The sequence below is a fragment of the Acinetobacter sp. GSS19 genome (genome assembly GCF_028621895.1).
GTDB lineage: Bacteria > Pseudomonadota > Gammaproteobacteria > Pseudomonadales > Moraxellaceae > Acinetobacter.
On the sequence record NZ_CP117520.1, the window covers coordinates 2,515,275 to 2,530,636 of the forward strand.

13 protein-coding genes, 1 tRNA gene and 3 pseudogenes are annotated in these 15,362 nt (G+C 40.2%); 7 read left to right on the top strand and 10 right to left on the bottom strand.

Translation table 11 applies throughout. From position 1 onward, the window contains the following. Nucleotides 1-814: 814 nt before the first annotated feature. Both PGW99_RS11985 and PGW99_RS11990 read left to right on the top strand, forming a co-directional pair. Nucleotides 815-1,351: a serine O-acetyltransferase gene (locus tag PGW99_RS11985; RefSeq protein ID WP_273777954.1), complete on the top strand. Its 537-nt coding sequence runs from the start codon at nt 815-817 to the stop codon at nt 1,349-1,351. A 279-nt stretch (nt 1,352-1,630) separates the two neighbouring features. After that, a pseudogene (locus PGW99_RS11990) lies at nt 1,631-2,750 on the top strand (IS3 family transposase). A gap of 534 nt (nt 2,751-3,284) precedes the next feature. Here the strand turns inward: PGW99_RS11990 and PGW99_RS11995 are convergent. Then, nucleotides 3,285-3,361 (bottom strand) — tRNA-Met (locus PGW99_RS11995). 92 nt (nt 3,362-3,453) lie between these two features. Beyond that, entirely contained in the window at nt 3,454-3,741 is a 288-nt protein-coding gene (locus tag PGW99_RS12000) for a hypothetical protein (RefSeq protein WP_273777955.1), read from the bottom strand. Nucleotides 3,742-4,356: 615 nt separating this feature from the next. Between PGW99_RS12000 and PGW99_RS12005 the strand changes: the two genes are divergently transcribed. From PGW99_RS12005 to PGW99_RS12375, 4 genes and pseudogenes are all read left to right on the top strand, one after another. After that, nucleotides 4,357-4,572, top strand: a complete 216-nt coding sequence (locus PGW99_RS12005) for a cold-shock protein (protein WP_273777956.1) — start codon at nt 4,357-4,359, stop codon at nt 4,570-4,572. A gap of 111 nt (nt 4,573-4,683) precedes the next feature. Continuing rightward, nucleotides 4,684-4,911, top strand: a complete 228-nt coding sequence (locus PGW99_RS12010) for a hypothetical protein (protein WP_004835542.1) — start codon at nt 4,684-4,686, stop codon at nt 4,909-4,911. 57 nt (nt 4,912-4,968) lie between these two features. Then, on the top strand, nt 4,969-5,151 hold the full coding sequence (locus PGW99_RS12015) for a hypothetical protein (RefSeq protein WP_273777957.1): 183 nt from the start codon (nt 4,969-4,971) through the stop codon (nt 5,149-5,151). Between the two features lie 250 nt (nt 5,152-5,401). Further along, a pseudogene (locus PGW99_RS12375) lies at nt 5,402-5,503 on the top strand (DNA-binding protein); the annotation flags it as partial. Between the two features lie 21 nt (nt 5,504-5,524). On the opposite strand, the pseudogene PGW99_RS12020 reads toward PGW99_RS12375, so the two are convergent. The 8 genes and pseudogenes from PGW99_RS12020 to PGW99_RS12055 form a co-directional block, all read right to left on the bottom strand. Next, nucleotides 5,525-5,713, bottom strand: a pseudogene (locus PGW99_RS12020) (ISNCY family transposase); the annotation flags it as partial. Between the two features lie 242 nt (nt 5,714-5,955). Further along, nucleotides 5,956-7,101 (bottom strand): porin, encoded by a 1,146-nt coding sequence (locus PGW99_RS12025; protein WP_273777958.1) that lies wholly within the window; start codon nt 7,099-7,101, stop codon nt 5,956-5,958. A gap of 192 nt (nt 7,102-7,293) precedes the next feature. Beyond that, nucleotides 7,294-8,067: an amidohydrolase family protein gene (locus PGW99_RS12030; RefSeq protein ID WP_273777959.1), complete on the bottom strand. Its 774-nt coding sequence runs from the start codon at nt 8,065-8,067 to the stop codon at nt 7,294-7,296. Further along, complete coding sequence (locus tag PGW99_RS12035; RefSeq protein WP_273777960.1) at nt 8,042-8,587, bottom strand: amidohydrolase family protein; 546 nt, start codon at nt 8,585-8,587, stop codon at nt 8,042-8,044. Before PGW99_RS12035 ends, PGW99_RS12030 begins: the two co-directional genes overlap by 26 nt. A 10-nt stretch (nt 8,588-8,597) precedes the next feature. After that, on the bottom strand, nt 8,598-9,815 hold the full coding sequence (locus PGW99_RS12040) for a PucR family transcriptional regulator (RefSeq protein ID WP_151723332.1): 1,218 nt from the start codon (nt 9,813-9,815) through the stop codon (nt 8,598-8,600). Beyond that, nucleotides 9,812-11,089, bottom strand: a complete 1,278-nt coding sequence (codB, locus tag PGW99_RS12045; protein WP_273777962.1) for a cytosine permease — start codon at nt 11,087-11,089, stop codon at nt 9,812-9,814. The genes PGW99_RS12040 and codB overlap by 4 nt, the downstream gene beginning before the upstream one ends. A gap of 389 nt (nt 11,090-11,478) precedes the next feature. Further along, the gene (locus tag PGW99_RS12050; RefSeq protein ID WP_273777964.1) at nt 11,479-12,195 is read right to left on the bottom strand and encodes a Crp/Fnr family transcriptional regulator; all 717 of its coding nucleotides are present in this window, start codon (nt 12,193-12,195) and stop codon (nt 11,479-11,481) included. A gap of 111 nt (nt 12,196-12,306) precedes the next feature. Beyond that, on the bottom strand, nt 12,307-13,254 hold the full coding sequence (locus tag PGW99_RS12055) for a TauD/TfdA dioxygenase family protein (protein WP_273777965.1): 948 nt from the start codon (nt 13,252-13,254) through the stop codon (nt 12,307-12,309). A gap of 554 nt (nt 13,255-13,808) precedes the next feature. Between PGW99_RS12055 and PGW99_RS12060 the strand changes: the two genes are divergently transcribed. Then, entirely contained in the window at nt 13,809-15,317 is a 1,509-nt protein-coding gene (locus PGW99_RS12060) for an amidohydrolase family protein (RefSeq protein ID WP_273777966.1), read from the top strand. The last annotated feature ends 45 nt before the right edge of the window (nt 15,318-15,362 follow it).

Here is a 15,362-nt window from a genome sequence, read left to right on the forward strand (position 1 = left end):
TCTACATGACTATGAATCTACTTTGCTTCTCCATTGAATTATGTGACAAAAGTAAATCGATCAAAAAACAACAGAGCTTGTGGATAGTAAAAATGAGAACTTATAACTCTCATTTTTGACTCTGAATACAGTAGGAGGCAATTTATAAGATCTACAGATCGAAATTTCTTTACATACATGAAATCAGTAATAGAAATAAAATTTGTTATCTCCTAAATGTCCTTCAACTTTTTTAGAACTACTACCATTAGCATAATTTTCATATTCATAATTATAATTAGAGATAGGCTGAGTCACATTTACCTGGTCAAAATGTGAATTAATACCTCTTTCATCTAAAGAAATATTTTGAGAACATGCATATAAAGAACATGTCGTAGAAGAGAATAAGAATGTAATTTTTATAAGTGATTCCATTACCAATAACCTTTTAAAAACAATAAATTGACAAAAAATAAAAAAATTAATTAGAAGAGATTTAACTTTTAAAAACTAAAAATAAACCGTTAAAAATCTTGATGTAAGTTTATAGCTTCATTTTATTGCTATTAAGTGACAATAAGTATTGCTTGTAAGTAACTATAATTATTTCAAATTCATATAGATAAGGATGGAAAGATAAATGAACATATAAATTCCCACTTAATTAAAATTTTAACTTGTTGATTAATAATAAAAATATTAAAAATTAACATTTTATTAGAATGTTAATGTTTGAGAAAGAAATGTTTTTATTTGAAACAAAACTCATAAACTTTAAAAAAACATAATTTATCGGGGTATATTTTCGCCAAAATAATTTCTAGATTTTATTATGACTATTAAATATATCAAAAGTGATCTTTACCGCTATGCGGGAAATTGTAGCTTTAAATCCTTTTTAATCAATTATCTGTCTCAGAGAGGGTTTAATTTTTCATTTTGGCTCCGACTTGCTAGTAGTAAAGGTATTATTCGTAAATTTGCTTATCCTATTTATTTTTATAAGAAAAGAAGGTATGGCTTAGATGTCAGCCATAAAACGAAGATTGGATATGGCTTATATATAGGCCATGGTGGGCCTTTGATCGTGAATCCAACAGCAACGATTGGGAACAATGTAAACTTATCTCAATATGTCACTATTGGTTCCAATCTAGGCAAGGCAGCTGAGATCGCAGATTATGTTTATATAGGTCCCAATGTCTGTATTGTTGAAGATGTAAAAATTGGTAGAGGGGCTTCTATTGGTGCAGGAAGCATAGTAGTAAAAAATATTCCGGAGAACGCCACGGCTGCTGGAAATTATGCAAGAACCTTAAACTATAATACTCCAGGTCGCTTCATTCAAAACCCGTGGCCAATGTATTAATGACCCCATTTAATATAATGGGCATTATTCGAAATTTATAAAAAATAGTTTTATTTATCAATATGTTACTATGTAAGAAAATAGGTGGCGCAAACTCAAAAAGTTGATTTGGAAACAAGTCGGCTTTTTGTGCTCAATTCTGACATCTTTCGCCAAAAAAATGTTTAAAAAATAGCCTATTCGCGTTTTTCCCTGATTCCATCAGATGGGGAATCCTCCCTAGAAATAATAGGATGTAAAAGTAGAATTTTCTCTTAAGATACGAGCAGGAGATTCTGCATGAAAACATCTAAATTTACTGACAGTCAGATCATGTCTATCTTGAAGCAGGCGGAATCTGGCACACCTGTTGCCGCTCTTTGCCGTGAACACGGCATGAGTAATGCCACGTTTTATAAATAGCGTGCCTTGCGCAGCAGTGCTGCTCAGGTGGTATGGATACATCATTAATGGCAAGACTTAAAGAGCTAGAAGCCGAAAATACCAGACTTAAAAAGATGTATGCGGAAGAGCGATTAAAGGCTGAAATCATCCAGAAAGCGATGGCAATGAGCAGCACTGCTGCGCAAGGGTGAAGCCATCTTGCCGGCGTAAGATGGCACAACAGGCAGTTGCCCAGCATGCCATTAGTATTCGTTTGACTTGTAAAGCATTTGGCATTAGTGAAACCTGCTACCGCTATCAAGCCAAACTCAGCGATGACAATGCATTAATTGCTGAACAGCTCATTGAACTCACTGAGGAAAATTCCGATTGGGGCTTTGGTCTGTGCTTCTCGTATTTACGGCATGTTGAGAGTCACTGCTGGAATCACAAGCGGGTTTACCGCATTTACTGTGAGTTGGCACTGAATCTGCGTATTAAACCGAGAAGAAGACTAAAACGGCATGCGCCTGAACCATTGAAAGAACCAATCCGAGAAAATCAGGTTTGGTCATTAGATTTTATGCATGATCAGCTTTCCGATGGTCGCAAGTTTCGATTATTGAATGTGATTGATGATTACCACCGCGAAGGCCTAGCCATTGAAGCAGGGTTCTCATTGCCCACAATCAGGGTTATTCGTACGTTGAATCAATTGCTGGAGTGGAGAGAAAAACCGTTAGTGATCCGATGCGATAATGGCCCCCGAGTTTATCAGTCACGAATTTGTGCGCTGGCTAACTGAACAAGGTATTCATATTGAATATATTCAACCGGGTAAGCCACAGCAGAATGCATATATTGAACGATATAATCGGACTATACGTTATAGTTGGCTGAGCAAACATTTGTTTGATACGTAGAAGGAGTTCAGGATTATGCAACTGATTCTTGCGCAGCGCTGCTGCTCAGGCATTACAATCATGAAAGACCACACCAAGCTAACAAAGGAAGGCCACCTCTAAGGGCTGCTTAACCTCTACTTTTAACTTCGGTTATTTATGGGAGGATTACCGGACGGGCATTAATAAAACAACATTGCATAAGCTCTATAATGGAAAATTGACTGGGATTGACTTAAATAACCAACATAAAATCTACTTCTGCTTTTTATAATTTTTATTTTTTATCTTTTGATAAAAATTGTTTAGCTGTGGAGTCCTGGATTGGGCAAGCAACTATAGTCAAATACATTAATGAGTGATCGGTCTTTATTCTTTAGTTGAGAAGGGATTTGTTGCACAAACTTGTCCGTATTGAATAGCTAATACCTTATAGCAGTCGCTGCTAATGATTCATGTGAGTTTGCAAGTGCATAATAAATTGCTTGCTTTTAAATTCTGGACTAAGGCGTTTAGCAATTGTTAACGTTACGTTCTCTTCAGGTGGGCGAGAAGCCATGCTCCGCAAGGTCTATTATTTTGTCTGGGAGAGTGGTGGCTATTCAAGCAGTGTCATAAAAAAAGCCTAATCTTGGTAAGACTAGGCTATAAACTTTAAATTCTTTCATTGGTAGCGGGAGCTGGATTTGAACCAACGACCTTCGGGTTATGAGCCCGACGAGCTACCAGACTGCTCCATCCCGCATCAACGAGTTAGCTTTATACGCTTTCACAACTAGTAATGCAAACCCTTATTAGCAAATAGTCAGTTTCAGAGGCAATTAGATGACTTAAATCTTACCTCATACTAGGCTCAGTCTTAAACAAATGATGAGAAGCCCTATAAAGGCTCAATCTTCTTTTCTCATCTTCTAAAAAAGCCGCTGGCTCTTCTAACCATGTGGATACTCGTGTATCAAGATCTGAATTACGTAATACCCAATCAGAAATTGAGCCGTGCATAAAAGTATTATCGGCAAATACCAGCTTTGCTTTATTAGGGATATCACTGATAAACACTTTATGTGTTGGTAATGAACCAAATACACTTATTTGAGTGTATCTGTATTTATAAAATTCTGACATGAAAACAAATTACTGGGGTGGTCGCCCACTATACCACCATATAATATGACAACAGCCTACCTTTCATTCCACAGCACCAGCTTACCTTTCATTCCACAGTACCAGCTTACTCTCTCATCTGTAAAAGACCAGAGCATCTTGATATTGTGATACGCAATCAAAAAATAGTGCTGAACGAGATCTGCTCATCGATACGAGAAGCGCTGCTGCGCAAAATTGAAATTTTTAGGTGAAGGTGAATAGATATGTAAGAAATATCAGCCTGAATATTATCGCTAATCGTGCAAACATCATGTTGGAATAGATTAGGTGAAATCTTTGTTTTTAAATCTTTCAGCAATAACGCCATTGAAATAACTGAATTTTTTTAAAAATTATCAATTTATTTATAAACAAAATAAATATATATATAAGAAAGCTTGATTATTTCTATTTTTGCTGTATATTTAAATTAACTAGAAAAAAGTCTTGTTCCAGTAAATCTCTCTTAAGTATCGTAGTTTTAGTCATAATCCTTCGTTTTTTTCAGATTTTAAGTTCCATTCTTTATCATTTTCAAAGTTATATTCAGTCAATAAAATGACTAAAAATTATTAAAAATCAGTAGGATTTATTATGTCTAACTCAAATGTTGTTAAAGGTACTGTAAAGTGGTTCAACGAAACTAAAGGTTTTGGTTTCATCCAACAAGAATCAGGGCCAGATGTTTTTGCCCATTTCAGTGAAATCGCAAGTTCAGGTTTTAAAACCTTATTTGAAGGTCAACACGTTGAATTCAGTATAACTCAAGGTCAAAAAGGCCCGAATGCTGTAAATATTATTGCTGTATAAGTAGCAATAAGTAGTAAAAAAGCACGAATCAGTGCTTTTTTTAACCTCAAAATTTAGTTTTGAAGTTATTTCCAATATTGGAAAAAAAAAGTATAAAAAATAGGATACAAATTGTTAAAAGTTAATGAATTAATTGCAAAGTCTAAAAACGGTACTGAAATTATCGTATCTTTAATTCCCTTAAATAAAATGCAAAATACACGTCAAGGTGTTAAAGAAATTGAAGTAGGTAAGAGAGTTCTTCTTGAATCTGGAATCGAGGTTGACTTGAATTTAGATGGACGTACATTTTATGCCTCTTTAAATCAACTATTTAAGTTAAATCATAAAGTTGTTTAGATAAAATTTTGATTTTAAATTGATTATTATTAAAGGTGTTGTAATGTTAAAAGACAAGTGACTGTAAAAGACCAATTTGGTACTGAATATTTTATCCAAGCTACATTTGATAAAAGTTTTTCTGATATGCAATCTTATTCAAGTTTAAGATATATTACAGTGGATGGTGAAAATATTCGTCCAAGTTTTGAAATACTTTTTCAAAGTCTTATTAGTGGGAAGATTTTTAAATTAATTTAATTCTCATGACTAAATCAAAAAATGCACTTAATTTAGAATACCTTAAAAAGATCTATCGACCTAACGAAGGTGTTTTTTTATGCTTTTTATTTATAATTCTCTCTTTGTCTATAATTGTAACCAGTCTCATACATAATGATTTTTTAGATACTTTTCTTACTCTGTTAAATTTATTTTTTGTCATTATGATTTTGTTTATTTTACATAGAAAAATCTTAAAAGCAGTATTCGAAATCTGTAATCCATAATAGCTAAGGCTTTATGTCAAATCTTGAAAGCAGGGAAGTACTCCTCCAAAGTTGCTCTGGAAAAAGCATTTGGTATTAGCCGACAAGCTGTTTATCTATTTTAAAACCACGCAATTAATCATTCTCTAGATTGGACTTAGAGATGTCTTGGAAAGTGGTAACTCTTCACTTTGCTTCGCCCAAAAACGTTTATTTTGTGTTTTTAACTCTTGATGCTGCTGTTGAATAGGCACCAGGACAGAGCCTAATCGTTTATTCTAAACCACTTCATTTTGCTGTAGCCCAGCGAGTTTATTGAATAGGCTGTAGCCCAATAAGCTGATGTTTCTTTATGGCTTCGTTGTATAAGAGAATCTTCAATCTGCTGATTCTTAAGGATTTACCCCAGTCTTTATTAAAAAATAAATTAAATAAAATCATGGTGTTAGATTTGTGTCTAACAAAGCCAGAAACTATTGGTAAGAAATGAAAAATCATTAATTTGAAGTCGACTCTTTACATTAGAGAGTCGACTTCAACGTGATTTACATGATCCATCTTGGGGGAGCTAAAACAATTAGAACTTATATGCAAAGGTAATATAAAGTAGCTTTTTCCAATCATTGTCAGTCGAATTAGCAAAGGAATTGGTATTACCACCAACAAAGGCATCATTTTTCGCCAAAATATACTCTGCATTGATAGTAATGTTTTTGTAATCTGCCTGTAGACCAGCAATATTACGGTAGGAGTTTGGCTGTCCATCCTGTTTCATCAAACCACTGAATACGAGATATGGTTTAAATCCTTTCCAATCCTTATAATTCCACGAAGTTTTATAGTCTATATCAGCAACATAATAGTAGGCTTTATTCGCTACATGATATTCCGTATCAAAAGAACCAAAGGTTGAATAGTTCACTCCAGCTTGTTTGTTGTCGATATCCTGATAACCAAAAGTTAAGGTTGTGTCATAAGTTGGTGTCGCCCACTGGCCAAACACGTTGGCATTCATGCGACTGCCGGTCTTGTTGTTATTTTTATTGTCCAAGAATGAATACCAAACGGATGAACCCAGCGTATATCCAGCCGTATCCTTCTGACCCTGATATGCATAACGCATCATTAGCATATTCTTTTCATCAATCTGGGTGGCATTGTCTGATACGCCTTCAATAAAATTGGCACTATAACGTGATGCATCCTTACTATCCCCTTTATAGTTACCGCCATCCTTTGGAAAATAGCCAAAGCTCCAAGACTGCTGATCCTGACTCAGATCATAGCGAATCCCAATATTATGGGTATCCTGCATGCCAATGGTATACATCATACTTTCATAGAAGCTGCTATCCCAATAGGTTCCAATCCCGAATGGAATCGGTTGCAAGCCCACGGTGATTTTCTGCTGCTCATCCAGTTGATAACCCAGATAAGCATCTGACAATGTCATCAAATCACACATTTCATTAAATTGGACACAGCGTGCTGTAATCTTGCCGTCCACTTGATCTTTCTTGTAATTCAGATTGAGCCGGATATCACTGATCTGCGCTTTACTCTTTTCGCTTTCAGCATATTCTTTATATTGATAATTGCCTCGCACAAAACCAGAAACCGACCAGCCCTGTTCTTCCGCATGCGTCACAGTTGTTGCAGATAAAATAGCCAAAGCTAAGCCTGAAGGAATCGTCATATGGTGGAATACATTTTTTTTAAGCATAAGAAACCCCTTATCTATGCAGAACATAGACAATTTTTGATTTAGTGATTTGGATTGCGGGTCAGGTAAATCCGGTTTAGGGCAATGCCGCTTGTTTATATATCCGGATTTTGCCTACCCGCTGGATCAGTTCATCGAAAAATATCTTTCATTCGGATCAGATATTTTTAGTGTGTTGTTTTACCTATTGAATTAGACGCCAATCGCTAAACGCGTAGTCGCAACATCCTGTTGAGCAGGCGTGGTAACAGACAATAATTGCACCTGATCTTCCTGACGCTGCATGATGATGTTGCCATGACGCACACTGAGCACCGCCTTGGCCTGATTCGCGACAACCTCATAATCATTCTTGGCATTGAACAGGATAAAGCTCGCCGGTTTGCCCACTTCGATGCCATATTGATCGCCCAGGCACATGGTTTTGGCAGAATTGTCCGAGATTAGATCCAGACAGTTCTGCAGGTCTTCATAGCCTAGCATGTGACAGATATGCAAACCGGCATCCAGAATGCGTAAGATATTGCCATTGCCGACCGGATACCATGGATCTCGGATCGAGTCCTGCGCAAAACAGATGTTCATGCCAGCACGGTTAATCTCCGCCACGCGGGTCAGACCACGACGTTTTGGATAGCTGTCAAAGCGGCCCTGTAAATGGATGCTTTCGGTCGGGCAGGAAATAAAGTTGATTTTTGAACGCTTCAGCAAACGGAACAGTTTATAGCAGTAGGCATTGTCATAAGAGCCCATGGCTGTGGTGTGACTGGCCGTGACACGTTCGCCCATGTTTCTGACCAGTGCTTCATCGGCCAATACTTCCAGGAAACGTGAGTTCGGATCATCGATTTCATCGCAATGGACATCCACCAGTACATTGTATTTTTCGGCCAAGTCCATCAGGTAATGCACGGAACTCACGCCTTTGTCACGGGTATATTCAAAATGAGGAATCCCCGACCACATCGGCCCCCATCTGTAAGGCTTTTTCTAGCAGTACACGGCCATTTTTATAGGACTCAATGCCTTCTTGCGGGAAGGCCACGATCTGCAGATTCACCACATCCTTGACTTCATTCTTGACCTCAAGCATGGCTTGCAATCCGGTCAATTGCGGATCGGTAATGTCGACATGGGTACGCACATGCTGAATGCCATGCGCCACCAGCATGTCGATGGTCTGTTTTGCACGTTGTTTTGTGTCTTCAAAGGTAATGCTGGCCTTGCGTTGTGCCCAGCGTTCAATTCCTTCAAACAGGGTTCCGGACATATTCCATTCCGGCTCACCCGCGGTCAGTACAGCATCCAGATGAATGTGTGGATCAACCAGTGGTGACATCAGTAACTGCTGTTTCGCATCAATCACGTCAGCTCCTTCGAGGGTTAGTAACCCGGCCTGTGGCTCAATCGCATCAATTACGCCATTGTGATAGCTGATGGTGAATAAACCGGTCTTTTTACGTAAGGTTGCATTGATCACTTTCATATTCTTTTCTCTAATCATGGGATATTTGCCAAATTAATAGGGCAACAGAAGCATTCAAACGGAAATTGGGATTGCCCAATGATTGTCCGGTTAATGCTTCAATTTTTTGGATACGCTGGTTCAGGGTATTGCGGTGAATACCCAGCCGGGCAGCTGCTTGAATGGCATTGCCACTTTCCTTTAACCAGGCATCCAAGGTTTCAATCAGCAGATAGGGCTGTTTTTTTTCTGGCTCAATCAGGCAGCCGAGCGTTTCATTCATTAGTTGCTGGGTAACGGCCTTGTTTGGAATTGCCTTGATCAATCTGAGCACGCCCAGTTCGTTATACAGGCAGACACCGGAACTGGTCTTTAAATCTGCGGCAATTTCTTCAGCCTGACAGGCTTCCCAGTAGCCGCGCTGAAAGGCAACGGCAGAATTCACTTCGGTGGAAAGTCCAACATACAACTTGAGATCGGATTCAGACTCGCGCAAAGCAGAAACCAATGCCGACAGAGCCTGGAACCAGAAATTCAGATCCTGATCCTGCAAGGATAGAACCAAACTAAACTGCTCTCCCTGCGGAACAATAGGGAAAACCTGTTCATGCTGTTTTCTCCAGCTTTCCAGATGTTCATAACAGGCCTGTTTTTTCTGGTACAGATCATGGGTTTTGTGTTGTGCACCACTATCCTGAAAAAAGTCTTGCACATTACTCAAACGAACCACTGCCACCACATGTTGCCCTAACAAGGGTAAACCCAACTGCTGTGCCCGCAACTGAATGGTTTCCAGTGATGGATACTGGCCCAGTAACAGCTGGCTCACCACGTCCTCTGCAGACTTCTTGATTTGCGACAGCTGTACCAAGCGGGTTCCAATCACATGGGTCAGTTCCACTAGCTTGAGGTGGTAAGGCTGTTCAATCAGGGGTAATCCGAGTGTATCGGCCTTTTCCAGCACTGTGGCGGGAATCTCACGAATAAAATCGGTACCGGTCAAGATCACAATACCTGCTACGTTTTTGGTAGCAGCCTGATCTAATAGATCTAGCAGGTTGGCTTCATCCCGTACCTGATTGATACCGGTAATAAATACCAGTTCACCACCTTCAATCCAGTCGGAAATTCCTTCGTTCTCGGCGACATAGAACCAGCGAACCAGACGGTGCACATGATCGGCACCTGCCCGCAGCCGCAGTTCATACAACTGTGGTAGTTCCAGTACCTCTTGCACCGTCATACTCATACTGATGGTCCTGTCATCACTTGTGCTGATTTTTCAGCCGATTTTGCTGGAAATAAACGGATCAACACCACATAACATACGGAAGCAACCACAATCCCGACAATCGGGGCAATCCAGGGAGAGTTATACGCCACGATCGCACCGATGCTATAAGCTATCAGACCATTCCAGTTAAAATTTGGCAGTTCTACATCATTCAGCAAAGGATATTGACCTTTGTAGCGAACCCAGTAATCTGCCATGATGACGCCACCTACAGGTGGGATGATCGCACCGAGTAACAACAGGAATGGCAATAACAACTCATACATGCCTGCGACAGCCAGCACAATCCCCACAATCGCCGCCAGGATAGTCATGGTTTTACGACGTTCGCTACGTACTAAATGGCATGCTGCTGCGGACACGTTATAGATGGTTGGGCCTTGAATAGTCCACAAGTTCATGCACAGCATAATCACTGCTGCGACAGATAGGCCTTGCAATACTAGAACCTCTACAATGTCAGCTTGTTGGTAAACAATCGCCATCCAGGCACCTGCCAAGACCATCAAACCGTTACCAATGACAAAGCTGATCAGACATGCCCATACTGCGATCTTGCCGTTTTTCGACATACGGGTCCAGTTGGTGATTTGTGTTGCGCCACTGGCAAACGTACCAAATACGATGGTTACAGCGGTAGAGAACGTCATGGTTTCCGTTGGCTTAACAGCAGTCAAGCCGGTCCAGCCGCCAATTTCTTTGGTGGCCAATACAATTGAGGTAATGAGCAGGATAAACATCAATGGAATTGAAACCCGTGACAGGTATTCCAGCCCTTTAAAACCAACCAGTGCGGTCACTGAGAAGAGTAAACCGAACAGCACCATTAATGGTATTACCCAGCTTTCTGGCATCCCAACAATTTTCACCAGCGAAATAGCCAGTGTTGCAGTTCCCCAGGCATACCAGCCCAGTTCAGCAAAACCCAATAAAAAGTCGGAGAGTTTGCTGCCTAAATTACCAAAGCAGAACCGCCCCATTAATACCGTATTTAAACCACTGCGGGCGGAAATTAAACCAAGTGATGCAGCATAGAGAGCCAGTAACAGGTTACCAATTGCCGTGATCCAGAGGAGGTCAACAAAATTAAATGCGACGCCAATTTTGCCACCAGCAAACATAGTGCCGGTAAAAAAAGTAAAACTAAACAGCACCATTGCAATCGGAAACAATCCTTTTCGATTGGCTTGGGGTGTTTCGGTCAGTGGACTTTCTTCATGTGTACTCATTTTTAGCTCCAGTCTCTTGCGCTATTCTTGAATACACCTGAGTTTGCAAGAGCCGTGCCGCTTTAAAATAGGGTTACTTTTAAGCAATACGCCCTTTACAACATGTGCAACATGCACATTTATAGATATTTTTAATACATTTCTACGCCAGCTTTTTGTGCATGTTGTTGATTAAATGAGTTGATTTTGAGCAATCTCTAAGGAGTAAATATCACGAAGATTTATTGGTTGATGCCTAAAACTAGAATGTGATTTCCATTCTGGACATGTTTCGTCGATTCTTTTTGCAGAGTAGGAGCGGTGGAAGTCCAAGAATAGACGAAATTTGTCTAGGGGAGTGGTGGTAGTCCCATATTCATGTAGTTTTATAAGCTTTAACGGTTTGCGATTTAAAACTGGCTCAATTTTTTCAGCTGTTCCAGATCCCAAATCACTACCTGATGATAACGCCACTCAAGCATATGTTGCTGCCGAAAGCTTTTCACGATTTTGTTTAAGGTCTGGCGGGAGACATTGAGCAACTCGGCAAAATCCTGTTGGGAAATTTTCAGACGTAGCCGGATGCCATGCAAATGCGGGACACCATATTGTTCACAAAATTTCACCAGATGCCAAGCCAGACGCTGTTCCAACGAAGCATTATGCAAATAGCGCTGTTCACTGAATAGCCGAGACATCCGCTGGCTCAGTAAGCCGATCATCCGCCACATGGCTTGCGGTTCGCGTTGCAGCAATTGTAAAAAAACTGGACCATCTATTATCGCAATCGCGACCCGATCCAGCGCAATAAAATCATAATCCATCGGCAACTTCTGGAAAAAAGGTACCAGATTAAACGCGGATGAGTGACTCATATAATCAGCCATTTTGAGTTGGCCATTTTCCTGCAACCAGCCAACCTGCAAGGTACCTTCGAGCAAAACATATAGATCATTCGCTTGTTGTTGTTGCCGCAAAATCAGCTGTTCCGCCCAAAAACGCCGATATTTGGCATGGCGTAATAAGCACTGTTTGGCTTCTCCAGAAAAACCGCGAAAAACCTCATCCTGTTGTAATACCTGTTCCAGGCTTGTCGCAAGGGAAAAATGAGTGGATAGGGCAAACATATCTCATCAAAAAAGGACCAAATATCTTGCGATACTAGGTCCTGCTCATCATGCATCCAACCAATTTTTTTGGCTATTGTTATTCTTGTTTTAGGTGCTGTAAAAGCGACCTTACGAGGCTTTTTCGTAAATACGGCCTTCTTCCGAACGTAGATTAGAAATATCCTTATTCACCACGCTCTTCAGGACTTTGCTTGGCTGACCATCTACACCCACCGGAATATCTCCTTCAATGGTGACACGGGTGGCCACACGTAAGGCATCCCCATAATCGTTAATGGCACGGTGCTGCGTTGCTCGGTTATCCCAGATCGCAACATCTCCAACCGCCCAGCGCCAACGCACCACATTTTCCAGCTGAGTAATATGGCGCTGGAACAGATCGAACAGGCGGCGAGAATCTTCGCTGTTATAACCACTGAAGCGTTTAAAGAAATGACCTAGCACTAGGGTTTTCTCGCCCGATTCAGGATGCACTCGTACAAGAGGATGCTCAGTTTCAATTTCGACTGCGGTTCTAAACAGGTCCTGATGCTCCTTACTACGGTATGAAGACACATTGCCCGCATAATCATAGTCATTGCTGTGTACAGCACGTAGCTGGTCGGCCAATGCTTGTAATTCAGGGGTTAGATCCTCATAGGCACTGGTGGTGTTGGCCCAGACCGTATCGCCACCTACTTCGGGTGCAACCACATTGCGCAGGATGGTAGCTTTCGGATAATTTTCCAGGAAGGTAATATCGGTATGCCAGGAATCGGCACGACCACCGCGTGAATCAATAGACAAGGTATGTGCCGTACCATCCTTTACAGGAACACTTGGATGATTCAATGGTGTACCCAAAAGTGCAGCAAAGGATTCCTGCTCAAGATCAGTCAGATGTTGCTGTTCACGGAAAAAGATGACCTTGTATTGCAGCAAAGCCTGGTTAATTTCAGCAACTACTTCCTTATCCAGCTCACCACTCAGTTTGATGCCCTGAATTTCCGCGCCGATACGTCCCGTCAACGGTTGCACTAATAAATGTTGGTAAGCTTGGTATTCAATTTGACTCATGACTTATTATCCTAAAAAAACTATTTTGATCGTCTTTTCAACATCAGTTGATGAATACAGTCTGCCAAGCCAAATATAGAAAATCTGTCAATCAGGCGACAAAGTTCAGCAGGATATCTGCTTTGCTTTCTTAATTTTTACCCTGTCATTTCTGCTTAACGTCCACAATTGCTGTGATGCATGTGGTCTTAGCTACATAAAAAGCCTTATCAATAAGACAATCTTATTATTATTCACTGAAGCATTACGGTGCTTATTAGAGGAACCGATGTTAGGTTTGGTATTGATTTTTATGGTATCTCAGCAAAATCGATTTTTATATTTATTGACCGCTTTATAAAGAGAGATACTTATCTAAAAGATAGAAAGCTAAATAGATATTAAAGCTGATTTGTTATAAGCAAGTGTTGAAAAAACAACATGAAAAACGATTGAAAACAAACATAATTTGTTGGTGTTTTTAAATAAAAATAAATAAAAACAATTAGTTATTATTTTGGCATGGTTGTTGCCATATAGAGAATACGAAAAAATTAAAATTTAGGTAATTAACCATGACAGTTTTAAAAGATTTAAAGGCAAAACAATCGCGTGCTGCTCAAGTGCGTTCTCAGCTTGATTTTCCAGTGATTGATACGGACATTCATACTAATGCCTACAGCCCAGCACTTGAGGACTACATTGCACAATATGGTGGTTCAAGTGTGGTAGATCTATTCAGAACACATTTAAAAGATAATGGCCTGAATGGCTTAGCTGCAGAATGGTATAGTGCAACGCCACAAGAGCGTAAAGACCGTCGACTATTCCGTCCACCTTTCTGGGCGCTACCATCTGAAAATACATATGATTTGGCAACCATTGCTTTACCCGGCCTCTTGTATGAGCGTTTAGAAGAGTTGGGTACTGACTACGCTGTGCTTTATCCAAATCTATCTTTATTCCCAATCAATTCATCTAATGATGATTTGCGTATATCCATTACGCGCGCAATTAACCATTTTCATGCCGATATTTATCAGCCTTATTCTGACCGATTAACCCCAGTGGCTGCAATTCCACTACATACGCCACAAGAAGGAATTGAAGAGTTAGAATTCGCTCAAAAGTTAGGCTTAAAAACAGCGTTAATTCCAGGTTCGGTACGTCGTCCAATTAAATCTATTGCAGATCGATATCCTGAAGATGCTGATCTGCGTCGCTACGCTTATTGGTTAGATTTTTTTGGGATTGATAGTGAATATGACTATGACCCGTTCTGGCAAAAGAGTGTAGACCTAGGTATTAACCTGTCAACGCATTCAGGCAGTCAGAGCTGGGTAGCACGTAATTCACCTACGAATTATATGTTCAACCATATCAACCATTTTGCAGATGCTTCTGAAGCATTGGCAAAAGCTTTGTTCTTTGGTGGTGTTACTGAGCGTATTCCACAGTTGCGTATCGCCTTGTTAGAAGGGGGTGCAGCATGGGGTCAAAATGTCTTAACGCATTTAGTCGACCGTTTTGAAAAACGAGGCAATGAGCATGTGCACCAATATAATCCGGAACGTCTCAACCGTGAGCTAGCTATCGAATTGTATCGTCAATATGGTCACACGCTCTATAAAGGTCGTGATCTTACTGACACTGAAATCGTAGAAAGTCTGTTTGGTGTAGTTGGAACTTCTCGTTTCCAGGCACAGAAACCTGATGAAATTAATGATTTTGCTTTGGCAAAAATCCAGACAAAACAAGATATCTGGGATCGTTGGGTACCAAACTTTTACTTCGGAAACGAGGCAGATGACCGAACAATCGTCGGTGCTTTGAATCCTAAAGGCAATCCATTTGGCCAAAAAATTAATGCGCTCTATTCATCAGATTCAGGCCATTGGGATGTGCCTGAATTAACTGAGCCGTTGGCAGAAACTTGGGACTTGGTGCAAGAAGGCGCGATTACGGCAGAAGACTTTAAGGCCTTGGTGTTCACCAACCCATACCAGTTCTATACCGCCAATAATCCTGATTTCTTCAAGGGCACGCGAGTTGAACACAAACTGAAAAACAATCAGGCCGCTTAAACCTAACTACTCGGAAAATTGAAACAACCTCATGCCTTTGGCATG